Source organism: Shinella sp. BE166, from assembly GCF_051201095.1.
Lineage (GTDB): Bacteria > Pseudomonadota > Alphaproteobacteria > Rhizobiales > Rhizobiaceae > Shinella > Shinella lacus.
The window spans coordinates 113,181-138,551 of the sequence record NZ_JBPEHL010000012.1 but is presented as its reverse complement, the minus strand read 5'-3'; the positions used below and the strand labels follow the sequence as shown (position 1 = coordinate 138,551).

At 65.2% G+C, this 25,371-nt stretch carries 22 protein-coding genes and 1 riboswitch; of the genes, 11 read left to right on the top strand and 11 right to left on the bottom strand.

The window, feature by feature from the left end; translation table 11 throughout:
• Positions 1–103: 103 nt before the first annotated feature.
• The 3 genes from J2Y63_RS25170 to J2Y63_RS25160 all read right to left on the bottom strand — a co-directional run bounded on the left by J2Y63_RS25170 (position 104) and on the right by J2Y63_RS25160 (position 2,902).
• On the bottom strand, positions 104–1,924 hold the full coding sequence (locus J2Y63_RS25170) for an ABC-F family ATP-binding cassette domain-containing protein (protein WP_435268322.1): 1,821 nt from the start codon (positions 1,922–1,924) through the stop codon (positions 104–106).
• Positions 1,925–1,927: 3 nt separating this feature from the next.
• A complete protein-coding gene (locus tag J2Y63_RS25165) occupies positions 1,928–2,587 on the bottom strand; it encodes a thiamine diphosphokinase (RefSeq protein WP_435268386.1) in 660 nt (219 codons plus the stop codon).
• 138 nt (positions 2,588–2,725) lie between these two features.
• On the bottom strand, positions 2,726–2,902 hold the full coding sequence (locus J2Y63_RS25160; RefSeq protein WP_256119501.1) for a hypothetical protein: 177 nt from the start codon (positions 2,900–2,902) through the stop codon (positions 2,726–2,728).
• A 140-nt stretch (positions 2,903–3,042) separates the two neighbouring features.
• A riboswitch (TPP riboswitch) is annotated at positions 3,043–3,157 on the top strand.
• 41 nt (positions 3,158–3,198) lie between these two features.
• Here J2Y63_RS25160 and thiB point away from each other — a divergent pair.
• The 4 genes from thiB (at position 3,199) to J2Y63_RS25140 (ending at position 8,267) form a co-directional block, all read left to right on the top strand.
• Positions 3,199–4,206 carry a thiamine ABC transporter substrate binding subunit gene (gene thiB / locus J2Y63_RS25155; RefSeq protein WP_435268321.1) on the top strand — a complete coding sequence of 336 codons (1,008 nt, stop codon included), beginning with the start codon at positions 3,199–3,201 and terminating at the stop codon, positions 4,204–4,206.
• Between the two features lie 4 nt (positions 4,207–4,210).
• Positions 4,211–5,836, top strand: a complete 1,626-nt coding sequence (gene thiP / locus J2Y63_RS25150) for a thiamine/thiamine pyrophosphate ABC transporter permease (RefSeq protein ID WP_435268320.1) — start codon at positions 4,211–4,213, stop codon at positions 5,834–5,836.
• On the top strand, positions 5,829–6,548 hold the full coding sequence (gene thiQ / locus J2Y63_RS25145) for a thiamine ABC transporter ATP-binding protein (RefSeq protein ID WP_435268319.1): 720 nt from the start codon (positions 5,829–5,831) through the stop codon (positions 6,546–6,548). The genes thiP and thiQ overlap by 8 nt, the downstream gene beginning before the upstream one ends.
• 240 nt (positions 6,549–6,788) lie before the next feature.
• Complete coding sequence (locus J2Y63_RS25140; protein ID WP_256119497.1) at positions 6,789–8,267, top strand: M48 family metalloprotease; 1,479 nt, start codon at positions 6,789–6,791, stop codon at positions 8,265–8,267.
• A gap of 52 nt (positions 8,268–8,319) precedes the next feature.
• Here the strand turns inward: J2Y63_RS25140 and J2Y63_RS25135 are convergent, their stop codons facing one another.
• The 5 genes from J2Y63_RS25135 to J2Y63_RS25115 form a co-directional block, all read right to left on the bottom strand.
• A complete protein-coding gene (locus J2Y63_RS25135; protein WP_435268318.1) occupies positions 8,320–9,180 on the bottom strand; it encodes an RNA polymerase factor sigma-32 in 861 nt (286 codons plus the stop codon).
• Positions 9,181–9,437: 257 nt separating this feature from the next.
• A complete protein-coding gene (locus tag J2Y63_RS25130) occupies positions 9,438–10,007 on the bottom strand; it encodes a CarD family transcriptional regulator (RefSeq protein WP_256119495.1) in 570 nt (189 codons plus the stop codon).
• A 369-nt stretch (positions 10,008–10,376) separates the two neighbouring features.
• Positions 10,377–10,715 (bottom strand): ferredoxin FdxA, encoded by a 339-nt coding sequence (gene fdxA, locus J2Y63_RS25125; RefSeq protein WP_256119494.1) that lies wholly within the window; start codon positions 10,713–10,715, stop codon positions 10,377–10,379.
• A gap of 191 nt (positions 10,716–10,906) precedes the next feature.
• Positions 10,907–11,326, bottom strand: a complete 420-nt coding sequence (locus J2Y63_RS25120; protein WP_435268317.1) for an RNA-binding S4 domain-containing protein — start codon at positions 11,324–11,326, stop codon at positions 10,907–10,909.
• A 4-nt stretch (positions 11,327–11,330) separates the two neighbouring features.
• Positions 11,331–14,414, bottom strand: coding sequence for a helicase-related protein (locus J2Y63_RS25115; protein WP_435268385.1), 3,084 nt, complete (start codon positions 14,412–14,414; stop codon positions 11,331–11,333).
• A gap of 350 nt (positions 14,415–14,764) precedes the next feature.
• Here J2Y63_RS25115 and J2Y63_RS25110 point away from each other — a divergent pair, with 350 nt between their 5' ends.
• Positions 14,765–15,595, top strand: a complete 831-nt coding sequence (locus J2Y63_RS25110; protein WP_435268316.1) for an arginase family protein — start codon at positions 14,765–14,767, stop codon at positions 15,593–15,595.
• Between the two features lie 9 nt (positions 15,596–15,604).
• Here J2Y63_RS25110 and thpR read toward each other — a convergent pair whose 3' ends face one another.
• Both thpR and J2Y63_RS25100 read right to left on the bottom strand, forming a co-directional pair.
• The gene (thpR, locus tag J2Y63_RS25105; RefSeq protein WP_435268315.1) at positions 15,605–16,186 is read right to left on the bottom strand and encodes an RNA 2',3'-cyclic phosphodiesterase; all 582 of its coding nucleotides are present in this window, start codon (positions 16,184–16,186) and stop codon (positions 15,605–15,607) included.
• 81 nt (positions 16,187–16,267) lie between these two features.
• Positions 16,268–16,912 (bottom strand): arylesterase, encoded by a 645-nt coding sequence (locus J2Y63_RS25100; RefSeq protein WP_435268314.1) that lies wholly within the window; start codon positions 16,910–16,912, stop codon positions 16,268–16,270.
• Between the two features lie 60 nt (positions 16,913–16,972).
• On the opposite strand from J2Y63_RS25100, the gene J2Y63_RS25095 reads away from it, so the two are divergent.
• From J2Y63_RS25095 to ispG, 6 genes are all read left to right on the top strand, one after another.
• A complete protein-coding gene (locus tag J2Y63_RS25095) occupies positions 16,973–17,689 on the top strand; it encodes an ABC transporter ATP-binding protein (protein WP_256119489.1) in 717 nt (238 codons plus the stop codon).
• Entirely contained in the window at positions 17,686–20,238 is a 2,553-nt protein-coding gene (locus tag J2Y63_RS25090) for an ABC transporter permease (protein WP_435268313.1), read from the top strand. The genes J2Y63_RS25095 and J2Y63_RS25090 overlap by 4 nt, the downstream gene beginning before the upstream one ends.
• A gap of 192 nt (positions 20,239–20,430) precedes the next feature.
• Positions 20,431–21,174, top strand: a complete 744-nt coding sequence (locus J2Y63_RS25085; RefSeq protein WP_256119487.1) for a Bax inhibitor-1/YccA family protein — start codon at positions 20,431–20,433, stop codon at positions 21,172–21,174.
• 147 nt (positions 21,175–21,321) lie between these two features.
• Positions 21,322–22,092, top strand: a complete 771-nt coding sequence (locus J2Y63_RS25080) for a DeoR/GlpR family DNA-binding transcription regulator (protein WP_435268312.1) — start codon at positions 21,322–21,324, stop codon at positions 22,090–22,092.
• Between the two features lie 36 nt (positions 22,093–22,128).
• A complete protein-coding gene (locus J2Y63_RS25075; protein ID WP_435268311.1) occupies positions 22,129–23,322 on the top strand; it encodes an MFS transporter in 1,194 nt (397 codons plus the stop codon).
• 141 nt (positions 23,323–23,463) lie between these two features.
• A complete protein-coding gene (ispG, locus tag J2Y63_RS25070; protein ID WP_319324070.1) occupies positions 23,464–24,717 on the top strand; it encodes a flavodoxin-dependent (E)-4-hydroxy-3-methylbut-2-enyl-diphosphate synthase in 1,254 nt (417 codons plus the stop codon).
• Here the strand turns inward: ispG and J2Y63_RS25065 are convergent, their stop codons facing one another.
• Positions 24,718–25,362: a LysE family translocator gene (locus tag J2Y63_RS25065; RefSeq protein WP_435268310.1), complete on the bottom strand. Its 645-nt coding sequence runs from the start codon at positions 25,360–25,362 to the stop codon at positions 24,718–24,720.
• Positions 25,363–25,371 lie beyond the last annotated feature (9 nt).

The window sequence follows — 25,371 nt, the reverse complement described above, 5'->3', positions numbered from 1 at the left end:
CTCCTGATCTCTTTCGGGTTACCGGATGAGCTCCTCTCGTCCAGTGATCAGACTTTCCCACATCGCCCTTATCTGCGCTGTTTCGCATGGAACAGGCCGCTTTTCAGCCCTCCAGCTCCTCGCGCAGCATCTCCAGTTCCAGCCATTCCTCTTCCATCTTCGTGAGGGACGCGCGCAGTTTTTCCATCTCGGCGGCAAGCTTGTTGAAGGTGGCGGGATCCTTGGTGAAGAGCGCGGGATCGGCCATCTTCGCCTCGCGGGCGGCGATTTCCTTTTCCGCCTTCTCCATCTCCTTGGGCAGGTTTTCGAGCGCGAATTTCTGCTTGTAGGAGAGTTTCGCCGTGCCCCTGGCTTCCGCAGGCGCCGCCGTGTCGACCGTCTTCGCCTTCTCGGCCTTGTCCGCCCGGCGCTTCTCCTCGAGTGCGCCGCGGCGCTGCGCCATCATGTCGGTATAACCGCCGGCATATTCGATCCAGCGACCGTCCGGGCTTTCCGGATCGGCGGGCGCGATGGTCGAGGTCACGGTGCGATCGAGGAAGTCACGATCGTGGCTGACGAGCAGCACGGTGCCGGCAAAGCCCGCGACGATCTCCTGCAACAGGTCGAGCGTCTCGATGTCGAGGTCGTTGGTCGGTTCATCGAGGATGAGCAGGTTCGTCGGGCGCGACAGGATGCGCGCCAGCATGAGGCGCGCGCGCTCGCCGCCGGACAGGTTGCGGATCGGCGTGCGGGACTGTTCGGGCTGGAACAGGAATTCCTTCATGTAGCCGGTGACATGCCGCTGTTCGCCATTGACGAGCAGCGTCTCGCCGCGGCCGTCGGTGAGATAATGGCCGAGCGTGTCGTCGAGGTTCAGGTCCTCGCGGCGCTGGTCGAGCGTGGCGATTTCCAGGTTCGTGCCGAGTTTGACGGTGCCGCTGTCGGGCGCGAGCTGGCCGGTCAGCATCTTGAGCAGCGTCGTCTTGCCAGCGCCGTTCGGGCCGACGAGGCCGATGCAATCGCCGCGATGCACGCGGATCGAGAAGGGCGCGACGATGGTGCGCTCGCCGTAATTCTTGGTGATCTTGTCCGCCTCGATCACCAGCTTGCCGGATTCCTGGGCGTCGGAGGCACTCGCCTGCACGCTGCCCTGCGGACCCTTGTGGCCGCGATAGCGCGAGCGCAGATCGTGCAGCGCGCCGAGGCGGCGCATATTGCGCTTGCGGCGCGCCGTGACGCCGTAGCGCAGCCAGTGCTCCTCGCGTTCGATCGCCTTGCCGAGCTTGTGCTGTTCCAGTTCCTCGGCTTCCAGCACCTCGTCGCGCCAGGCTTCGAAATGGCCGAAACCGCGGTTCAGCCGCCGCGACTGGCCGCGATCGAGCCAGACGGTGGCGTTGGAGACCTTTTCGAGGAAACGACGGTCGTGCGAGATGACGACGAGGGCCGAGCGGGTCGATTGAAGCTCGCCTTCCAGCCATTCGATGGTCGGCAAATCCAGATGGTTGGTCGGCTCGTCGAGCAGCAGGATGTCCGGCTCCGGCGCCATGACGCGGGCGAGCGCCGCGCGCCGCGCCTCGCCGCCCGAAAGCGACGCCGGGTGCTCGGCGCCGGTCAGCCCCAGATGTTCGAGCAGGTAGGTGACGCGGTAGGGATCGTCGCTCGGGCCGAGGCCCGCTTCGGCATAGGCGGCGACCGTCTCGTAGCCGTCGAAATCCGGCGCCTGGTGCAGGTAGCGGATGGTGGCGGACGGGTGGCGGAACACCTCGCCGGACTGCGCTTCCGCCAGGCCGGCGGCGATCTTCATCAGCGTCGACTTGCCCGAGCCGTTGCGGCCGACAAGGGAGATGCGGTCGCCGGGCTCCACTTGCAGGCTGGCGCCGGCAAGCAGCGGCGTGCCGCCGAAGCTCAGGAAGATATCGTCGAGTTTGAGGATGGGCGGTGCCAAGGGTCAGGCTCCTGAAAGGTCATAGGGCCGGGCGATGACGATCGCGCGGCCAGAGGCGAGCGAAAGGCGAACCGGGCCTTCCGCGACGTTGGAAATGGTGCGCGACGAGCCGAAGGGCAAGGAAAAGTCCTTCAGCGGATAGCGCACGTTGCCGATGTCGAGGCCGGCAAGCGGGGAGAGGCCGAGCACGGAAAACAGGCTGCCCTTCGGCAGGTCGATCTCGCGCGTGCCGGGCAGGAGCGGCCAGGCCTCCTCCGTGCCGGAGGTGAGCTTGATGGCAAACCCCTGCTCTTCGAGCGAGACGGCATGGATGAGGTGCATCAGCGCATGGTCGGAGCGTTCGCCGCCGAGCGCGCCGGCCAGCACGATCTTCCTGGCGCCGCGCTCGATGGCGACGGAGACGGCGATGGCGCCGTCGGTCTCGTTCTTGGCGACGGGATAGGGCTGGCGCTCGATATCCGGCCAGGCGTCGAGCAGTTCCGGCGGGGTGGAATCGAAATCGCCGACCCAGATTTCCGGTCTCACGCCGAGCGCCGCCGCATGGCGCATGCCGCCATCGGCGGCCACGAAACGCGCGCCCGCAACATCCGCGGCAAGGCGCGGCGTCGCCTGGAGCGCGCCTCCCAGGAGGACGACGAAGAACGGGTCTGTCGGTGCGGGCATGGTCATGGCTGATGCCCTTAGCGCATGTTCTCCAGAAAGGGAAAGATTTTGGCGGAACGCCTGTCGTAACCGCAAACGGCAAAGGACCCGGATGCAGGGGACATCCGGGCCTTGGGGAGGTCAGCGACGTAAGAAGGCTTACTTGCAGACCTTGATCTTCTTGATGATGACGTTGCCGTAGTAGTCGTAGGACTTCACCTTCTTGATGAAGCAGTGCGGCTTGTAGCCGTAGCTGTAATAGCCGGCCTGGGACGGGGCGGCGAAGGAGATGGCGGCGACGGCTGCGATGGCGGCGGAAATGATGAACTTGCGCATGAAAGTTTCTCCTGATCTCTCTAGGGATGAGCCTCTCTCATCCAGTGATCAGACTTTCCCACATCGCCCCGCCGCCCGCTGTTCCGCATGGAACAGGGCCTTGCCTCTTGCGCCGCGCTGAAAGCGGGATTATGCCTTGCCTTGCTCTAACGGGGTGCCACGCGGGTTTTCGACCCACTGGCTGAGAGGCGGTTTCGCCAACCCGAAGAACCTGATCCGGCTCGTACCGGCGGAGGGATTAGACGGCACATTCCAGCGCCCTATTCCCGTTTTGTGAACAGACCAGGGAGGCGCCGATGCGCAAGACATTCCTCACCTCGATCGCGGCCCTTGCCGTTTCCTTCGCCTTGCCTGCGCTGGCGCAGGAAAAGACGCTGACCGTCTATACCTATGAGAGCTTCGTTTCCGAATGGGGCCCGGGGCCGAAGGTCGCCGAAGCCTTCGCCAAGACCTGCGGCTGCAAGGTCGAATGGGTCGGCGTCGCCGATGGCGTCGAGCTTTTGACGCGCCTCAAGCTCGAAGGCGAGGGCACCAAGGCCGACGTGGTGCTCGGTCTCGACACCAACCTCATCACCGAGGCGAAGGCGACCGGGCTCTTCGAAGCGCATGGTCTTTCGCCCGAGGGTCTGACGGTGCCGGGCGGCTTTTCCGACGACACGTTCCTGCCCTATGACTACGGCCATTTCGCTGTCATCTACGACACCGAGACGGTGAAGACGCCGCCGACGAGCCTGAAAGAACTGGTTGAGGGCGACCCGGCGCAGAAAATCGTCATCGAGGATCCGCGCACCTCGACGCCGGGGCTCGGCCTGCTGCTCTGGGTGAAGTCGGTCTATGGCGACAAGTCCGGTGAGGCCTGGGGCAAGCTCAAGGACCGCGTGCTGACCGTCACGCCCGGCTGGTCGGAGGCCTATGGCCTCTTCACCAAGGGCGAGGCGCCGATGGTGCTGTCCTACACGACGTCGCCCGCCTATCACGTGATCGCCGAAAACACCGAGCGCTACAAGGCGGCCGCCTTCTCCGAGGGCCACTATGTGCAGATCGAGGTGGCAGGCCTGACGCGCACCTCCGACGACAAGGAACTTGCGCGTCAGTTCCTGACCTTCATGACCGGGCCGGATTTCCAGTCGATCATTCCGGAGACCAACTGGATGATGCCGGCCGGCAAGACCAAGGACCCGCTGCCGGCCGCCTTCGACGCGCTGGTGAAGCCGGAAAAGACCTTCCTGATGTCGTCGGACGAGGTGGCGGCCAACCGCAAGGCCTGGATCGACGAATGGCTCGCCGCCATGAGCGCCAAATAAGGTGATGTTCTTCGCCCGCGCCGAACGCCGGACCTTGCGCGTCGCCGGGGGGCTTGCCCTCGGCGTCGTGCTCGTCTTCGTCGGCGCGGCGACGGCCGTGCTTCTGGCGCATGCGGGCGGCGGGGGCGGTGCGCCGCTCTTCGACGCCTATATCTGGCGGGTCGCGCAGTTCACGCTGCTACAGGCGACGCTGTCGACCCTGCTCTCCATTGTGCTCGCCATTCCCGTCGCCCGGGCGCTCGCCCGGCAGCGGGATTTTTGGGGACGGGTCTGGATCATCCGGCTCTCCGTCGTGCCGCTCGGCCTGCCGGCGCTGGTGGCCGCACTTGGGGTCATCGAGATCTGGGGGCGGCAGGGCGTCGTCAATGATCTTTTGCGGCTCGCCGGGCTGCAAAATCCGGTCAGCGTCTATGGCCTCACCGGCATCCTGATCGCCCATGTCTTCTTCAACCTGCCGCTCGCCGCTCGCTTCCTGCTCGCCGCCCTCGATCGTATTCCGCCGGAATATTGGCTGAGCTCGGCCAATCTCGGCATGGGCAACGGTGCGGTCTTCCGGCTGATCGAATGGCCGGTCATCCGCCGCGTGCTGCCGGGCATTGGGGGCCTCGTCTTCATGCTCTGCGCGACGAGTTTCACCATCGTGCTGACGCTCGGCGGCGGGCCTGCGGCCACCACCATCGAGGTGGCGATCTACCAGGCGCTGCGCTTCGATTTCGATCCCCAGCGCGCCGTGCTGCTCGCCTTCCTGCAAATCTTGGTCACCGCCGCGCTGCTCTGGCTGATTTCGCTGTTCGGCCGGCCGCCGGACGAGGGGGTGACGGCGGGCCGCGCGATCCGCCGTTTCGATGGCCGCCGCCGGCGCGTAACCGACGGTTTCGTCATCCTCGCCTTCACGCTGTTCACCGCGGCCCCGCTCGCGGCCACCCTCGCCTCCGGCCTTGCCGCGGATTTCGGCCGGCTGGCGGTCGATCCACTGCTGCACAGGGCGCTGTTCACCAGCCTCGCCATTTCCTTCGCCTCGGCCAGCCTCAGCCTTGCGATTGCGCTGCCCATTGTGCTCGTGCCGCGCCTTGCCGAGACCGGCGATGCCGGGCTTGCGACGCGGCTGATCGGCCGGGCGCTGCCGGCCACGGGCTCGCTGATCCTGCTCGTGCCGCCGGTCGTCGTCGCGACGGGGTGGTTCCTGGTGCTGCGGCTGTTTGGCGAGACCGGGCGTTTCGCGCCGGCCGTCATCACCGTTATCAACGCGCTGATGGCGCTGCCCTTCGTCGTGCGCGTGCTGGAGCCCGCCTATCGCACCCATCTGTCGCGCACCGCGCGGCTGGCGCTGAGCCTCGGCGTCACCGGCATGCATCGCTTGCGATGGATCGATTGGCCGGCGCTGAAGAAACCCTTCCTCACCGCCTTCGCCTTCGCCATGGCGCTGTCGCTCGGCGATCTCGGCGCCGTCGCCATTTTCGGTGCGGATGGTTTCGTGACGCTGCCGTGGCTGCTCTTCTCCCGGATGGCAAGCTATCGCACGGCGGATGCAGCGGGCATCGCGTTGATCCTCGGCGTGATATGCCTTCTGCTGACGCTGCCTTCGACCGCAGCCGATCGAACGACCGAAAGACCTGCCATCGATGCCTGATACCGCAATCCGCCTTTCCGACGTCACCGTGCGTTTCGACGAGAAGCGGCTCGCCTTCGATTGCGCCATCCCTTCCGGCGCCGCCGTCGCCGTCGCCGGCCCCTCGGGGGCGGGAAAGTCCACCCTGTTCAACGTGATCGCCGGCTTCCAGAAACCGGCGACGGGCACGGTCGCGCTGCTTGGGCAGGACATGGCGGCGCGTGATCCCGCGGAGCGGCCGGTCTCGATCATTTTCCAGGACAACAATCTCTTCGCGCATCTGAGCGTCGCCGAAAATGTCGGGCTCGGCATCGATCCGGGGCTGAAGCTCGATACGGCGGCTCGTCAGCGCGTGTTTTCGGCGCTGTCGCGCGTCGGGCTTGGCGGTTACGAGCGGCGCATGCCGGGCTCGCTTTCCGGCGGCGAGCGGCAGCGGGTGGCGCTTGCCCGCGCGCTGGTGCGACGCCGGCCGATCCTGCTGCTCGACGAGCCTTTCGCGGCCCTCGACCCGGCCATGCGGGCGGACATGGCAAAACTCCTCTCGGAGCTTCGCGCCGAGACGAAGAGCACCCTGCTCTTCATTACCCACCAGCCGGAGGATATCCGCCGGCTTGCCGACCGGGTGATGTTCCTGGAGGCCGGCGCGATCCTGCTCGATGCGCCGGTGGATGAATTCCTCGTGAGCCGGCATCCACCAGCCGTTGCAAAATTCCTCGGTCATTCCGCGATTTAGCGGGCTGGGGCTGTTTTTGCCCCGCCACCCCGCCACAATTTGGACGCCCCCCTGTGTCACCGGAGCCACAAGGGAACCGTTTGTCGAATCGGGAGTTGCCGGCCGGGTATGGTGCGTCTATCTCATCCATTCGAAGGCGCGAACATGGGTGTTTCGACTGCACCTAAAGGTTGCGGTTCGGACGTGGACCCTTTAGGGCTGTGGGCAGAAGAGATGGCGAAAGCAACGCAGGAAGCTGCAATGGTATCCGGGCGCGGGGTTTTGAGACCTGTCGCGGCGCTGGTGCTTGCCGGCATGCTGCTGTCCGGCTGCCAGTCGATCATCGAGCAGACCTATGAGCCGACGATCTCGCCGTCCTCCAATCCGCAGATCGTCGAAGAGGTGCAGAAGAACGATCCGCGCGCCCAGATGGGTGCGCGCGAGCATCCCCGCATCGTCGCGAGTTATGGCGGCGAATACAAGGACGCCAAGACCGAGCGGCTCGTCGCGCGCATTGCCGGCGCGCTGACGCTTGTCTCGGAAAACCCGAACCAGTCCTACCGCATCACCATCCTGAATTCGCCGGCGATCAACGCGTTCGCGCTGCCGGGCGGTTATCTTTACGTGACGCGCGGCCTGCTGGCACTCGCCAACGATGCCTCGGAAGTGGCGGCCGTGCTGTCGCACGAGATGGCGCACGTCACCGCCAACCACGGCATTGAGCGGCAGAAGAAGGAAGAGGCGGAAGTCATCGCGAGCCGCGTGGTGGCCGAAGTGCTCTCCAGCAACATTGCCGGCAAGCAGGCGCTGGCGCGCGGAAAGTTGCGGCTTGCCGCCTTCTCGCGCAACCAGGAACTCCAGGCCGACGTCATCGGCGTGCGCATGCTTGGCGAGGCGGGCTACGATCCCTATGCGGCGGCGCGTTTCCTCGATTCCATGGCTGCCTATGCGCGCTTTACGGCGGTCGATCCCGATTCCGACCAGAGCCTGGACTTCCTGTCGAGCCATCCGAACGCGCCGCAGCGCGTGGAGCTTGCGCGCCTGCATGCGCGCGCCTTCGGTGCGGAAGGCACGAACGGCGATCGCGGCCGTGACTATTACCTCGCCGGCATCGACGGCCTGCTCTACGGCGATGCGCCGGAAGAGGGCTATGTGCGCGGCCAGACCTTCCTGCACGGCAAGCTCGGCATCCGCTTCGACGTGCCGGCCGGGTTCCAGATCGACAACAAGGCCGATGCGGTGCTGGCGACGGGACCGGGCGACGTGGCGATCCGCTTCGACGGTGTGGCCGACAGCCGCAAGCAGGATTTGGTCAACTACATTTCGAGCGGCTGGGTGACGGGCCTGCGGCCGGAAACCATCCAGCCGATCATGATCAACGGGCTGGAGGGCGCCACCGCCAAGGCTGCCGCCGACCGCTGGGACTTCGATGTCACGGTGGTGCGCATCGACGACCAGATCTACCGTTTCCTGACGGCCGTGCCGGCGGGTTCGAAATCGCTGGAGCCGACGGCTGCCACCCTCAGGGCGTCGTTCCGCAAGCTGACGGCCCCGGAAGTGGCCTCGCTGAAGCCGCTCAGGGTCCGCGTCATCTCGGCGCGCGCCGGCGACACGGTGGCCTCGCTGGCCGGGCGCATGATGGGCACGGACCGCAAGCTCGACCTGTTCCGGCTGATCAACGCGATGACGGTGACGAGCACGGTGCGGCCGGGCGAAAAGTTCAAGATTATCAGCGAGTGAGTTGAAAATGCGGATCCTCGGGGAAGCCCGAGAATCTGCGCTTACTTGCGCCTCAGGCGTAGGCGAAATCCGTGGTCTTGCTGATCAGCACGGCCTTCAGCTTTTCCAGCGCCCGATTCTCGATCTGGCGCACACGTTCCTTGGAAATGCCGAGTAGGGAGCCCAGTTCCTCCAGCGTCGCGCCATTCTCCGCAAGGCGACGGGCGCGAATGATCTTCATCTCGCGCTCGTTGAGCTGGCCTAGTGCCGCGTGCAGCCAGTGATGGCGGCGTTCGCCGTCGATGCTGTCGAGGGCCTGTTCATCGGGGAGGGGCGCGTCGCTGGTGAGGAAATCCATGCGGTTCGAGCCTTCGCCCTCTGCGGACGAGATCGGCGCCTGGAGCGAGACGTCGGAGGCGGAGAGGCGGGCGTCCATGGTGCGAACGTCGGCGGTGCTGACGCCCAGCGCCACGGCGATCTCCTGGTGCATGGCTTCGCTGGTCAGGTGCGTGTCGCCGCGGGCGAGCCGGGCGCGCAGCCGCCGCAGATTGAAGAACAGCGCCTTCTGCGCCGAACTGGTGCCGCCGCGCACGATCGACCAGTTGCGCAGCACGTAATCCTGGATCGAGGCGCGGATCCACCAGCTTGCATAGGTGGAGAAGCGCACCTGGCGCTCCGGCTCGAAGCGGGCGGCGGCTTCGAGCAGGCCGATATAGCCTTCCTGCACGAGATCGCCGAGCGGCAGGCCGAAATTGCGGAACTTGCCCGCCATCGAGACGACCAGGCGCATATGCGCCATGGCTATGCGGTTGCGGGCTTCCTGATCCTTATCGTACTTCCAGGCCTGGGCCAGCGCCTGTTCCTCGTCCCTTTCAAGATAGGGGGCGGACATGGCGAGCTTGATCATGCGGCGGTCTGCGGTCGTCGTAGCCATGGCGAGTGTCTCCACGTGAACCGAACCGGCGTGAAGAGGCGTTATCTCCTCGACGCCTGATATGACGATGACGTTTCAGGTGGACCGACGGATTGCCCGAAAGCGGCTTTCGAGAAAATAAAGTGGTTTGCGCCACCCCCGCGGCCGCCGGAAGAGCCGGTCGTCCTCGGTCTGCGAAACGGGTGCGCTGCAAAAAAGTTCCACAAAAAACCCGGCTGTTTCCAGCCGGGCTTTAAAAAACCGAAGGGTGCCCTAAATCAGGCCGCTTCGTCCTGCGAGTCGTCCTCTTCGATGGCCTTGCCACGCTTCGGACCCTTGCTCAGGTTGGTTTCGACAAGGCGAACGGCCTCGGTTTCCGACATCTTGTTGACGGCGGCGATTTCGCGGGCCATGCGGTCGAGGGCAGCTTCATAGAGCTGGCGCTCGGAATAGGACTGCTCCGGCTGGTTTTCGGCACGGTACAGGTCGCGGACCACTTCGGCGATCGAGATCAGGTCGCCCGAATTGATCTTGGCATCATATTCCTGCGCGCGGCGCGACCACATGGTGCGCTTCACGCGAGCCTTGCCCTGGACAACCTTCAGCGCGCGCTCGACGAAATCGGTCTCCGACAGCTTGCGCATGCCGATGGAAACGGCCTTGGCAACCGGCACCTTGAGACGCATCTTGTCCTTTTCGAAATCGATGACAAAAAGCTCGAGCTTCATGCCGGCGACTTCCTGCTCCTCGATGGCGACGATCTGGCCGACGCCGTGAGCGGGATAAACGATGGATTCACCGGTCTTGAAGCCGTGGCGCGTGGAAGATTTCTTCTGCGGGGTCGTCATTCTGTTCAAATACTCCCTGTTACGCTCCCGGCCCATGGGCCGGGTGGGTCTGGGGACCCGGGAAAGACGGGGGGCACCTCTCGGTGTCACCACTGGTCCGTCCGCCATGCGCAAAAAAAGTCCCTGCGACGCGTTCACATTTGAGCAACCGGAGCTGCCTATGGGAGGTGAGCGGCGTTGAGGGATCGTTTGCTTTCGTGGTGGTGTTCGGGCACGCAAAATGCCGCGATGTGGATCAGTAAGAAAACCCTATCACAAAAAAGTGCCGAAATCAATAATTTGCTTCGCATGGGTCATCAAGCCTGTCCCATCGCCTTTTGATGAGAGCAGGCTTTTTTCCCCAGCTTCGGTTGCCGCCTTACGCGGCGATCAATCGCCCTGGCCCGGTTCGGCCGAGAAGTACTTCTCGTACTTGCCCTCTTCGCCGTCCATCTCCTTGGCTTCCGGCATGGCATCACGCTTGATCGTGATATTGGGCCAGACGGTGGCGAAATCAGCGTTTATCTTCAACCATTTGTCGAGCCCCGGCTCGGTATCCGGCTTGATTGCCTCGGCGGGACATTCCGGTTCGCAGACGCCGCAATCGATGCACTCGTCGGGGTGGATGACCAGAAAATTCTCGCCCTCGTAGAAACAGTCGACGGGGCATACCTCGACACAGTCCGTGTACTTGCAGCGGATGCAATTGTCGGTCACGACATACGTCATGAGTTACTCCAGAATCGTCATAAGACGGCGACAGCGGGACGGTCCGTCACCGCAGAACCCATGACGCGATCGGCTTGCCGGACAGGAGGCCGCCCGCACATCGAGGGCCGTCCGGTGGCTGAGGTAAAGGCTTTAGAGGCGCTTTGCAAGCGTAATACATGCGCCGCCGGGCGCTTGCGAGGTATAGAATTCTAATCGACGTCGTCGCCGGGAAAACCTTGCAAACGGTCGGTTTCGCGGCGCTCCCGTTTGGTCGGCCGGCCGGTGCCGCGCTCGCGCGTCGCCTGCTCGAAAAGCGAGCGTTCCTCGCGCGGCAGGGGCGGCGGCGTCATGTCTTGGTAGAGAAGACGGGCTTCCTCGTAAGGCCCGCGGCGCTCGCCGGGCTGGAGCACCTTGACCACCATGTCATGGCGGTCAAGCGAGACCGTGACGACGTCGCCGATGCGCAGCGCGTGGGACGGCTGGCGGACAGGAGCGCCGTTGACGCGGACATCGCCGGCTTCCACGGACTTTGCCGCGAGCGACCGGGATTTCCGCAGCCGCGCGAAGAACAGCCACTTGTCGATGCGCTGTCGCGCCTGACCTGCCGGCTGTTCCTCGTCGCGTGCCATAGGCTTACTTCTTCATTTGCTCCTTGAGCGCTGCCAGCTTGGCGAAGGGTGAATCTGGGTCGATCGGCTTTTCCTTGCGGGGCGGCCGGGCCTCGAATTTCGCCTGCTGCGGCTTTCCGCCGCGCTCGTTACGGTCGTTGCGCTCGCCGCGGTCCGGGCGGTTGCCGCCCTGCGGCTTTCCGTCGCGGGGACCCTTGGTCTGGTCGGGACGGCCGCCGCGGCCGCCTTCACGCCGTTCGCCGCGCTCGCCACCGGCCGGCTGGCCACGATGGCGGTCGCCGCCGCGGCGCTCACCCTGGTTCTGCCGGTCGCCCTGGTTCTGGCGATCACCCTGGCGTTCGCTGTTGCGCTCGCCGCCGTGGCGATGGCCGCCCTGGCGCTGGTTGTCGTGGCGCGAGCCCGGACGCCAGAGCAGGACGGGCTTGGCTTCGACCGGTTCGCCGTCGACGACGACGGCTTCTTCCGCGGTCACTTCTACAGCGGCCGGTGCCTCGGCGGTTTCGGCTGCCGGTGCTTCCGCGGCTGCGGCCGGGGCTTCGCCCTCGGCATCCGTCGCGTCGGCGTCGTGCTCGTCGGAGGTTTCGGCAGGCGCGTCGGCGGCTGTCTCGACAGCCGTCGCGGCAGCGGGTGCCTGCGCGGTGAGGAAAGCTGCGACCTCTTCCGCCTTCAGGCTGTCGGCGCGATAGCCGAGGCCCTTCAGGATTTCTTCCATGTCGTCCGGCGTGGCGCCGAGGATGGAGAGCATGGCGGTGGTCGCCATGAAACGGCGGCCGTCATAGGCGCCGTCGGGACGCGTCGTGCCGGGCTTCCACTGGAGCAGCGGGCGGATGAGGTCGGCCAGGCGCTCCAGGATGTCGATGCGCACGGCGCGCTTGCCGAGGAACCGGAAGCCGGCCAGCTTGTAGAAGGCGCGCTCGTAGCTCGGATCGGTGACGACCGAGGTGCGGCCGGCGGCCAGCACCGGGATGAGGTCGCCATAACCCGGCTTGTCGAGGCCGTCGTTCTTCAGCGCCCAGAGCAGCGTGATGAGTTCGGCGGGCGCGGGCTTCAGGAGCGCCGGCATGAAGATGTGGTAGGCGCCGAAGCGGATGCCGTGCTTGCGGATCGAGGCGCGGGCTTCCTGGTCGAGCGACTTCACGTCTTCCGCGACGTCGCGGCGGAAGAGCACGCCGAGGTTCTCGACGAGCTGGAAGGCGAGGCCCTTGGCGAGGCCCTGGAGATCTTCCGCGCGCGAAAGATCGTCGAGCGGCTTCAGCACGGTCGCGATGTGGTGGTTCACGAAACGCTCGATGCGGGCGGCGACGTGGTCGCGCGCATTGCCGGTCAGCTGCTCGTCGGAGAGCAGGATGACGCGCGGGCGCATGACATGGTCGCTCGGCGACAGCCGCGCGACGGGATCGCCGAGCCAGCGCACGGTGCCGTCGGAGCCGAGCGCGAGATCGGCATTGCCGGCGGCATGCAGGCGCGCGGCGCGAGCCTCGAACTCCAGCGCAAGCGCCTTCTGCGCAGCCGTCTGCACGGCCTTCGCATCGGGACCTTCCGTTCCGGAGACGAGCGTGAACCGGAAACCGGCCAACTGCCCGACATGATGTCCTTCTACGAAGACATCGCCATTCACACTGATTTCAGCTTCCAGCATCGCATTCTCTCTCAGGCGCTTCATGAGCACAGATGTCCTGCGATCAACAAAGCGTTTCGTCAACCTATCATGTAACGCATCGGACAATCGGTCTTCGATTTCCCGCGTCTTTTCCTGCCAGTGTGTCGGATCGGCAAGCCATCCGGGCCGATTCGACACATAGGTCCATGTCCTTATCTGGGCGATTCGCGCCGAAAGCGTGTCGATTTCGCCATCGGTTCTGTCGGCGCGGCGCACCTGATCGGCCATGAAGTCTTCGTTAACCGTGCCACGTCTTACCAGATCCGCATAGAGGGTGGAAATGAGGTCTGCGTGCTGAGCGGGCGCGATGCGGCGATAGTCGGGAAGCGCGCAGGCCTCCCACAGTTTCTGCACGCGTTCGGGGGCGGTCGCGAGGTCGCGGACGTCCGGGTAGCGGCTGAGATGTTCCAGCGCCTGCTGGTCGACGGCCGGCAGCGCCCGCGTCAGCCCGCCGATCGGCGGCGGCGCGTCGAGCGACTGGCGCAGCGCCTGCAGCGAGGAATAGTCGAAGCGGGTGGTGCGCCATTGCAGCACGCGGACCGGATCGAACTGGTGCGTCTCGATCCTCTTCACCAGCTCGTCGTCGAACGGATCGACGCGGCCCGTCACGCCAAAGGTGCCGTCGCGAAGATGCCGGCCGGCGCGGCCGGCGATCTGGGCGAGTTCGGCCGGGTTGAGGTTGCGGAACTGGTAACCGTCGAACTTGCGATCCTGCGCGAAGGCGACATGGTCGACGTCGAGGTTCAGGCCCATGCCGATCGCGTCGGTGGCGACCAGATATTCGACGTCGCCTTCCTGGTAGAGTGCCACCTGGGCGTTGCGGGTGCGTGGCGAGAGCGCGCCGAGCACGACGGCGGCACCGCCGCGCTGGCGGCGGATGAGCTCGGCGATCGCATAGACCTCGTCGGCCGAGAAGGCGACGATGGCGGTGCGCTGCGGCAGGCGGGTGATCTTCTTGGAGCCGGCATAGAAGAGCTGCGACAGGCGCGGGCGCTCGACCACATGGATGCCGGGCAGGAGCTGCTCCAGGATGGGCTTCATGGTGGCCGCACCCAGCAGCAGCGTCTCGTCGCGGCCCCTCAGATGCAGCACCCGGTCGGTGAAGATGTGGCCGCGTTCGAGATCGCCGGCAAGCTGCACCTCGTCGATCGCCACGAAGGAGGCGCGCGTCTCGCGCGGCATGGCCTCCACGGTGCAGACCGAATAGCGCGCCATATGCGGCGTGATCTTCTCCTCGCCGGTGACGAGCGCCACATTGTGCTGCCCGACCTTGTCGACAAGACGCGTATAGACCTCGCGCGCAAGCAGGCGCAGAGGCAGGCCGATAACGCCCGTCTCATGTGCCACCATGCGCTCGATTGCGTAGTGGGTCTTGCCCGTATTGGTCGGGCCGAGCACCGCGGTGACCCCGCGGCCGCTCAAGATCATGGGTGCTTGCGACAAGTCACGTCCCGGCTGTTTCAACGCTCGCCAGACGCATCCGGCAGGCAACAGATGCCCATCAGGGGCGGCAATGGCAAGGGGCAAGGCAAAAGTGAGCGCTTTTCCCGGTCGTTCGCCGGCTTATTGGAACAGTCGCGGAACGAATCGGCGACGAATCGCTGACTCGGGTGGATTCAGGATTTGTTCACCACAACGGGTAGATGGATTTTGTGCGTTGGCCACGAAATGCTGAATCGGATCAAAGACTAAGTTCGAGATTAAGCCCCGGGCGCGTTTATTGCGACTACCGAGGAAATCCTTATGGTCGCTGGCTTAACGTGGAGTCGAAACACGATATGCGCTTTGCTTACACCGTATTCCAGGGACGCGCGGGCGACCACAACGACCTCGCCATTCCGGGCGCAAAGGCCATTGGGGAAGAGCTTGCAAGGCGCACCGGTGTCATCCCGACAACGATCGGGGTGCCGGAACCATGCCTCAACATCGGCTGGCGTGAGGAGCTTGATGCCGCGATGCCTGCTTTGCAGGAGATGCAAGAGCGGCTGTCCGGCATTTTCGAGCGTGGCATGGTTTCGATCGCGGCAACAAGCCGATGCGCCGTTTCTCTCGCTACCCTGCCGGCAGTGGCGAGGCATCACCCGTCTGCATGTGTCGTGTGGTTCGACGCTCATGGTGACTTGAACACGCCAGACACGACGACAACCGGGTATCTGGGTGGGCTGGCGCTCGCCGGGCCGGCCGGTCTTTGGGATTGCGGGCTGGGTGCGGGACTCAGTCCCAACCGGATCGTTCTGGTGGGGCAACGCGATCTGGATCCGTTCGAGATGGAACTGATTGAGCGTTATCAAATCCCGCATATCAAGCCGACGGATGACCTCGCGGCAGGTTTACGGCGTGCGATTGATGGGCGACCTGTCTATGTGCACCTCGATTGCGATGTGCTCGACCCCGGGATCGTGCCGACGGACTACAAGCACGACGGAGGGCTTTCTCTCGCGAACCTTCACGAATGCTGCCGTGTCATCGCGGAGCATGATGTCGTCGGCATCGAGATCGCGGAGTTTCAAAACGCCTGGGCGCCGAACGACGAGCCGGTTTCGCCGGCCCCGCTCCTGGATGCGCTGCGCCCGATCCTTGAGAAAGCGTCTGATCTTTCTGACCGATAGTTTGACCGATCAGAGCGGATGATCGTGCAGTTCCGCTCCATCCCAGCTGCCGCCCGATTCGTACAGCGGGAAGATTTCTTCCGTGAGGTAAGGCCCGCCGCCGACCGATTCCTTCGAGGACATCAGCACGAAGCGGTTCACGGTGAAGGCGGTGGTGTGGAAGTTTCCGCGGCCGGTGAGGTAGTGGGCGACCTCTTCGGGGCGGGAGTTTCGCAGGCGCGCGAGCGTGACGTGCGGCGTGAACTTGCGCGGATCGGCGGGCAGGCCGAGGCGCTGGCAGATGCGCTCGATTTCCCCCTGGAGAGCGTACATTTCCGGTGCCTGCGTGACGCCGGCGAAGACCGAATGGGGCTTCTTCGAGCCGAAGGAGCCGATGCCGGAAAGCGCAAGCTGGAATTCCGGGCGCTCGATGCGGTCGAGCCTGTCGACCACCTCGTCGGCCGTGCGGCCGTCGATATCGCCGATGAAACGCAGGGTTATGTGGAAGTTCTCGACGTCTATCCAGCGGGCTCCGGGAAGGCCGCCTCTCAGAAGAGAGAGGCTCATGGCCGCGTTGCGCGGCACTTCGAGGGCTACGAAAAGTCTCGGCATGCGACTTCTCCCTACTGGAATGTGACATCAGCGAATCACGCAACCGTTTTTTGCGCAACCCTTATTTCGCACCCGCGAAAACTACTCCCCTGCCGTGATGGATTTAAGGAAAGTCTCCGCTGTCGGAAGGATCGTCGCGACCATGACGTCCACGCCCTCGGTATTGGGGTGCATGCCGTCTTCCAATTGCAGGTTCGCCTTGGTCACGACCCCGTCGAGGAAGAACGGGTAGAGCGTCGCGCCATGTTTTTGAGCCAGCCGCTGGTAGATGCCGTTGAAGCGCTCGCCATATTCGGGGCCCATGTTCGGCGGCGCCATCATGCCGGCGAGCAGCACCGCGATGCCGCGCTCCTTGAGGCGGGTCAGCATGGCGTCGAGGTTCTTTTCCGTCTCTTCCGGCGCAATGCCGCGCAGCGCATCATTGGCGCCGAGCTCGAGGATCACGCCCTTGGTGCCGTCCGGGATCGACCAGTCGAGCCGGGCAAGACCGCCCGAGCTGGTGTCGCCGGAGACGCCGGCATTGGCGATCTCGACCTCGTAGCCCTTCTCGCGCAAAGCTGCCTGCAGCTTCACAGGAAAGGCGTCGGCGGCGGGAAGCTGGTAGCCGGCCATCAGGCTGTCGCCGAAACCGACGAGCTTGACGGGCTCGGCCCGCGCGGCGCCTGCGGATAACAAAGCTGTGATCGCAAGCGCGGCGAAAAATCCGAGAGTCGCTTTAAACGCCATATTGGTGTTCCTAGATTGCTGGCATTCCAGTTGTTAGAAGAACATATAGGGCAGAATTCCTTGGCCAAAACCATCATCGATCTCAAAAATGCCGATCTCACCCTCGGCCGGGCGGCTGCCTCGGTCCATGTGCTGAAGGGAATCGGCCTTGCCATCGATGCGGGTGAATCGGTCGGCATCGTCGGCCCGTCCGGTTCCGGCAAGTCGACATTGCTGATGGTGCTCGCCGGTCTCGAACGGCTGGACGGCGGCGAGATCCATATCGATGGTGCCCCCCTGCACCGGATGAACGAGGACCAGGTGGCCGATTTCCGCGGCCGCAATATCGGCATCGTCTTCCAGTCCTTCCACCTCATTCCCAACATGACGGCGCTGGAAAACGTCGCGGTGCCGCTAGAACTCGCCAATGTGCGCGATGCCTTCGAGATCGCCCGGCAGGAACTGACGGCGGTCGGGCTCGGCGAGCGCCTGTCGCACTATCCCGGTCAGCTTTCCGGCGGCGAGCAGCAGCGCGTGGCGATCGCCCGTGCGCTCGCTCCCTCGCCAAAACTGCTGATCGCCGACGAGCCGACCGGCAATCTCGACACCGAGACCGGCCGGCAGATCGCCGACCTGCTGTTCTCCAAACAGGCCGAGCGCGGCATGACGCTGCTGCTGGTGACGCATGATCCGTCGCTCGCCGCCCGCTGCGGCCGCCAGGTCGCCATGCGCTCCGGCGAGATCGTGTCCGGCGCCGCACCCGCCCGCGCAGCCGTTGCCGCGGCGGTGCCGGCATGAGGATCGGCAAGGTCCTCCGGCAGGTCCCGCTGGCGCTGCGGCTGGCGACGCGTGAAATGCGCGGCGGCCTCAAGGGTTTCTACATCTTCCTCGCCTGTATCGCGCTCGGAACGGCGGCAATCGCGGGCGTCAATTCGGTATCGAGCGCCATCACCCAGGCCATCGCCTCGCAGGGGCAGAGCCTGCTTGCCGGCGACGTGCGCTTCGAGTTCAACAACCGCTTCGCCACGCCGGAAGAGCTGAAGCATTTCCAGGGGCTTGGTGACGTCTCGCTGTCCTCCGCGCTGCGCTCCATGGCGCGCCTGCCGGATGGGTCCGACCAGACGCTGGTCGAGGCGAAGGGGGTCGATGGCGCCTATCCGCTCTACGGCACGCTGGAAACCAGCCCGCAGCAGCCTTCCTCCGCGCTCTTTGCCAAGGAGGGCGAGGCCTATGGCGCCGTCGTGGCGCCCCTGCTGCTCGATCGGCTCGGCATCGCCGTCGGCGACGAGATCCTGCTCGGGACCGCGCGGCTGAAGGTGACGGCGACGCTGGTGCGCGAGCCCGATGCCGTGTCGGAAGGTTTTGGTTTCGCACCGCGCCTGATGCTGTCGGAGGAGGCCTTGCAGGCGAGCGGCCTGGTGCAGACCGGCAGCCTCGTCGAAAACGCCTATCGCGTCCGGCTTGCCGACGCCGATCTGTCCCTCGCAAAGGTCCGGACGGATGCCAACAAGGCCTTTCCGACGGCCGGATGGTCGATCCGCACCTCGAACAGTGCGGCCCCCTCGCTTACCGCCAATATCACTCGCTTCTCGCAGTTCCTGACGCTCGTCGGCCTGACGGCGCTGATCGTCGGTGGCGTCGGCGTGGCGAATGCGGTGCGTGCCTATCTCGATTCCAAGCGCTCGGTCATCGCGACCTTCAAGTGCCTCGGCGCCCCCGCCTCGCTGGTGGCGCTGGTCTATCTCATGCAGATCGCGCTGATTGCCCTGGTCGGCATCCTGATCGGCCTTGTCGCGGGCGCCCTGATGCCGATGGTGGCGATGCAGTTCCTCGAAGGCGTGCTGCCGGTGCCGGCGGAGGCGACGCTCTATCCTTCGGCGCTGTTGCTGGCCGCCGTCTTCGGCCTGCTGACGGCGCTCGCCTTCGCGATCATGCCGCTCGGCCACGCCCGCGAGGTGCCGGCGACGGCGCTCTTCCGCGAGCAGGGTTTCGAGGCCGGCCGCCTGCCGAGCTGGCCCTATGTGCTGGGCGCGGCGGTCTTCCTCGCAGCACTCGCGGGGCTGGCGATCTTCACGGCCTATGACCGCTACATCGCGTTCGTCTTCCTCGGCGCGATCGCCTTCGCCTTCGTCGTGCTGCGTCTCGTCGCCATGTTGATCACCGACCTGGCGAAACGCAGCCCGCGGGTTAACTCGCCGGCTCTGCGGTTGGCGGTCGGCAATATCCATCGCCCCGGCGCGCTCACCTCCTCCGTCGTGCTGTCGCTCGGCCTTGGCCTGGCGCTGCTCGTCACGCTGACGCTGATCGACGGCAACCTGCGACGCGAACTCACCGGCAACCTGCCGGAACGGGCGCCGAACTTCTTCTTCGTCGATATCCAGGGCACCGAGCTCGACGGGTTCCGCGACGTGCTGAAGGCAAACACGCCGGATGGCAAGATCGTCGAGGTGCCGATGCTGCGCGGGCGCGTCATGGAGCTGAACGGCGTCGACGTAGCGAAGGTCAAGGTGCCGCCGGAAGGCCAATGGGTGCTGCGCGGCGACCGCGGCATCACCTATGCCAAGCGCACGCCGGAAAATTCGACGCTGTCGGAGGGGCAATGGTGGTCGGAGGATTATTCCGGCGAGCCGCTCGTCTCCTTCGCAGCCGAGGAGGGCCGTGAACTCGGCCTCAAGATCGGCGACAAGATCACCGTCAACGTGCTCGGCCGCAACATCACGGCGCGCATTGCGAATTTCCGCAATGTCGAATGGGAATCGCTGTCGATCAACTTCGTCATGGTCTTCTCGCCGAACACCTTCGCTGGCGCGCCGCATGCATGGCTGGCGACGATGATCGATCCGGGCGCCACCGCCGAACAGGAATCCGCGACGCTGAAGGCGGTCACCAATGCCTTCCCGACGATCACCAGCGTGCGCGTCAAGGATGCGCTCGACGTGGTCAACGAGCTGGTCGGCCAGCTCGCGACGGCGATCCGGGCGGCCGCTGCCGTGGCGCTCATTGCCTCGATCCTCGTGCTTGCCGGCGCGCTTGCGGCCGGCAACCGGGCCCGCGTGCACGATGCCGTGGTGCTGAAGACGCTGGGCGCCACGCGCGCAACGCTGATCCGCGCCTTCAGCTACGAATATCTGATGCTGGGCCTCGCCACCGCGGTCTTCGCGCTCTTTGCCGGCGGGGTAGCGGCCTGGTTCGTGGTGAGCCGCATCATGACGCTGCCGTCGAGCTTCCTGCCGGATGTCGCCGTCATGACGGTGGTGACCGCGCTGGTGATGACCGTCGGCATCGGGCTTGCCGGCACCTGGCGCATTCTGGGACAGAAGGCGGCGCCGGTGCTGCGCGAACTTTGACGCTGGCAGGACCCGCGCTCCCGTTGGGGTCGCGGGTCTTGTGCGAGACACAATTCATGCTCATATTTACCACAGGCAAGCTGGAGCCCCGCAGCGGTTGCCTGGACCCCGCAAGCGCGCCCCGAACGATCGGAGCGAATAACCGGGAGACCGACACCGTATAGGACATGGGGCTTGAACCAAGAGGACAACATGGCTGATCTCCGCAACTACCAGACCCGAACGGCGAATGCCGGTGCCCAGGCCGGCGCCGTCATCGACCAGGGCCTGCGCACCTATATGCTCCGGGTCTACAACCTGATGGCGCTGGGTCTCGCGATCACCGGCCTCGTGGCGTTCGGCGCCTCGCAGGCAGCCTTCGCCGATGGCCAGCTGACCGCCTTCGGCCAGGCGATCTATGTAAGCCCGCTGAAGTGGGTCGTGATGCTGGCGCCGCTCGCGCTGGTGTTCTTCCTGAGCTTCCGCATCCACACGATGAGCGTTAGCGCCGCGCAGACGACCTTCTGGATCTATGCCGGCCTGATGGGCCTGTCGCTGTCGTCGATCTTCCTGATCTACACCGGCGCCAGCATCGCGCAGACCTTCTTCGTCTCCGCCGCTGCCTTCGGCGCGCTGTCGCTGTTCGGCTACACGACGAAGCGCGATCTCTCCGCGATGGGCTCGTTCCTGATCATGGGCCTGTTCGGCCTGATCATCGCCTCGCTCGTCAACCTGTTCCTGCAGTCGTCCGCGCTCGACTTCGCGATCTCCGCGATCGGCGTGCTGGTCTTCGCCGGCCTCACGGCCTGGGATACCCAGAAGATCAAGGAAATGTACTTTGACGCTGACGACGACGTCGTGGCCGGCCGCAAGGCCATCATGGGCGCGCTGACGCTCTACCTCGACTTCATCAACCTCTTCCTGTTCCTGCTGCGCTTCCTGGGCAACCGCGAATAAAGCAGGCTGGACAAGCTGATCGACGAAACCCCGCCGGAAACGGCGGGGTTTTTGTTTGTGCCGGTCATCAAACGTGAACGCCGCTTCCTTGAATGTTTTGCCGAGTTGTGCGCATTGTCACGCAATCATGCATGATTTGGACGGATGATGTCAGGACAGGAACTACTTCTCGGGGAACGGCAGGACCTCATCCGCACGCGGCTCGACCTTTCGGGGCGGGTGATCGCGGCGGAGCTGGCGCTGGAGCTTGGCGTGTCGGAAGACACGATCCGGCGGGACCTGCGCGAGATGGCCGCCTCCGGCCTCTGCCGCCGGGTCTATGGCGGGGCGCTGCGCATTTCCCAGTCGCTGACCTCGATGAGCGAGCGCATCGGGATTGCGGGGGACAGCAAGGCCGCGCTGGCGCGCACGGCCGCCGGGCTCCTTCCCGCGGGATCGAACGTCTTCCTCGATGCCGGCAGTACCAATCTTGCCCTCGCCCGCGCGCTGCCCACCGGCGCCGCCCTGACGGTCGCCACCAATGCGCCGGCCATTGCCGCCGCGCTTCTCGAACGCGACATCCCCACCATCCAGCTCGGCGGCCTGGTCGATCCGCGCGTCGGCGGGGTCGTCGGCGCCAAGGCGATGCGCGATGCCGAGGCGCTCCGGCCGGACATTCTCGTGCTCGGCGTCTGCGGCATCGAGCGGGAAGCGGGTGTGACCTGCTATTCGTTCGAGGATGCCGAATTCAAGCGCTTCCTCACCTCGCGCAGCAGGACGGTGATGATCTCCGTCACGAACGACAAGCTTTCCACCGCAGCCCCCTATTCGGTCGTGCCGCTGTCGCGGGTGGCGCGCGCCGTGATCGAGGCGGATGCGGACGAGACGGAGGCCGCAGCCTTTGCCGCGGCCGGCATCGATATCATACGGGCCGGCTGAGCGCTGCCCACCCAGCTTCCCTGAAATGGAATTCCCATGACGACGCCTGAAAGTGCCCTCGAAGGCAAATCCTTCGCCAAGACCTATTTTCCGCCCGCGCGGCTCGCCGTTTCCGGCCTCTTCCTTCTGAACGGCACCTTTGCCGGCGCCTGGGCGACGAAGATCCCGGAATTCGCCACCCGCCTCGGGCTTTCCGAATCCGGGCTCGGCCTGATGATCATGTTCTTCGGCATCGGCTCGCTCGTCCTGATGCCGATCGCCGGCTTTCTGATCGCCCATTTCGGCACGACGCGCACCGTGAAGGGGGCGACGATCCTGTTTCTGTCGACCATGCTGCTGCTCTCGATTGCCCCGAACATCCCCGTCGGCGCCGTTGCCATCTTCTTCTTCGGCGGGCTGATGGGGGCGATGGACGTGGCGATGAACGGCAATGCCGTCGAGGTGGAGAAGTCGATGCGGCGCGCCATCATGTCGTCCTGCCATGCCTTCTGGAGCCTCGGCGCCTTCATCGGCGCGGCGACCGGCGGCTTCCTCATCGAGGCGCTCGGCGTCATGGGGCATGCGGGCCTGCTCACCGTGATCGGCGCCGTGGCCCTTCTCGTCATCTGGCCCTTCGTGCTGCACGACGCGCCGCATCCGAGCGACGAGCGCCAGAAGGTACGCTTGCCGACGACGCTGCTGCCCTGGCTGATCGGCCTGATGGCGCTGTTTTCCATGGTGCCGGAAGGCGCGATTCTCGATTGGGGCGCGCTCTACATGCGCGACGAGCTCGGCGCGACGCTGACGCTCTCCGGCTTCGCCTTCGGTGCCTTCTCGCTGACCATGGCCGTCATGCGCTTTGCCGGCGACCATGTGCGCGACCGTTTTGGCGCGGTGAAGACCCTGCGCTTCTGCACGATCATGGCGATGATCGGCATGGTCGTCGCCGGCACGGCGCCGAATGCCTATGTGGCGATGGCGGGCTTTGCCATCTGCGGCGTCGGCATTTCCAACATGGTGCCGATCGCCTTTTCCGCCGCCGGCAACCTGCCGGGCTTCGCGCAGGGCGTGGCGCTCTCCGTTGCGACGGTGATGGGCTATTCCGGCTCGCTTTTCGCGCCCTCCGTCATCGGCTTCATCGCCGAGCATACGGGTTTTGCGATCATCTTCGCCATGATGCCTGTGCTGTTCATCGTCGTGCTGCTGCTTGCGCACCAGGCGGTGCATGCGGATGTGCGCGATCATCGCTGAGATCGGGAGGGCGCGGGGCGATCAAATCGTCGCGCGTCCCGGCCCTGACGGTTGACAAGGCCCTCTTCCTGATCCACCTGAGGGCAAAGGCCGCGCGTTCACAAGCCGATCGCGGCCGCGTTTCGAGCAAGAGGCTCTCCCATGTCCTTTTCCTTCGATTTTGAACCGAAGCCGCGGCGCCAGTCCGTCGGCGTCGATGTCGGCGGCGTGCTCGTCGGCGGCGGCGCGCCGGTCGTCGTGCAGTCGATGACCAACACCGACACGGCGGATATCGACGGCACGGTGGCCCAGGTGGCAGCGCTGCATCGCGCCGGTTCGGAAATCGTGCGCATCACCGTCGACCGCGACGAGAGTGCGGCGGCGGTGCCGAAGATCCGGGAGCGCCTGCTGCGCCTCGGCCTCGACGTGCCGCTCGTCGGTGATTTTCATTATATCGGCCACAAGCTGCTGGCGGACCATCCGGCCTGCGCGGAAGCGCTGGCAAAGTACCGCATCAATCCCGGCAATGTCGGCTTCAAGGACAAGAAGGACCGGCAGTTCGGCGCGATCGTCGAGACGGCGATCCGCTATGACAAGCCGGTGCGCATCGGCGTCAACTGGGGCTCGCTCGACCAGGAGCTGCTGACCCGGCTGATGGACGACAACCAGGAAAAGGGCTTTCCGCTGACCGCCCAGCAGGTCATGCGCGAGGCGATCTGCCAGTCGGCGCTGCTTTCGGCGGAACTTGCCGAGGAGATCGGGCTGGCGCGGGACCACATCATCCTGTCGGCCAAGGTTTCCAACGTGCAGGACCTCATCGCCGTCTATGCGATGCTCTCTTCGCGCTCCGACCATGCGCTGCATCTGGGCCTTACCGAAGCCGGCATGGGCACCAAGGGCGTGGTCGCCTCGTCCGCCTCGCTCGCCATCCTCATGCAGCAAGGCATAGGCGATACGATCCGCATCTCGTTGACGCCGGAGCCCGGCGGTGATCGCACGCGTGAAGTGCAAGTGGCGCAGGAATTGTTGCAGGTCATGGGCTTCCGCCAGTTCCTGCCGGTCGTCGCCGCCTGTCCGGGTTGCGGGCGCACCACTTCAACGGTCTTCCAGGAACTCGCCCAGAAGATCCAGGACGACATTCGCAAGAACATGCCGGTCTGGCGGGAAAAATATCCGGGCGTCGAGGGCCTCAAGGTCGCGGTGATGGGCTGCATCGTCAACGGGCCGGGCGAGAGCAAACATGCCGATATCGGCATCTCGCTGCCCGGCACCGGCGAACTGCCGATCGCGCCCGTCTATGTCGACGGCAAGAAGGCGATGACGCTGCGCGGCACCAACATCGCCGGCGACTTCGAGACGCTCGTCGGCGATTACATCGAGAAGCGCTACGGGCAGGGGCAGGCCGCGGCTGAGTAGTTAGAGCCGGGTGGTCAAAAGCTTGAAGCCGGCAAAGGCGAAGAAGGCGGCCATGACGCCTTCGATGGCGCGGCGCGACTTGAGGTAGGCCCGGTGCACGGGGCCGAGCGAGAAGACCAGCGCGAAGCCGAGGAAGACGGCGATCCCGATCACCATACAGCCGGCAATGAAGCTCGCCAGAACGCCGCCCGGCGCGCCCGGCGGCATGCCGAGCGATGTCAGCATGATCCAGTTGAAGATCGCCTTCGGATTGGTGATGTGGATGCCGAGGCCCTTGAGGTACTGCCGGCGCGGCGAGAGTGCCGGAAGAGCCGCCATCTGCGCGCGATAGACTTCCTCGCTCCTGCGCGCGGCGCGAAACGCGTTCCAGGCGAGCCAAAGCAGGTAGCAGCCGCCGACGACCTTCAGCACGATGAGCGCCTGCCCATAGGTGCGGATCAGCGCGGAGAGGCCGGAGACGGTCAGGATCGCCCAGACATAGGAGCCCGTCAACACGCCCGAGGCGAGCGCCAGCCCCGCCCGCCGGCCCTGGCTGATCGAGGTCGCGATGATGGCGATGATCGCCGGCCCCGGCGAGGCCGTGGCGATGAAATAGGCGAGCCATGCGACGGCGAGCTGGGGAAGGTAGGGCGTGAGATCGGTCATGGTTCACCG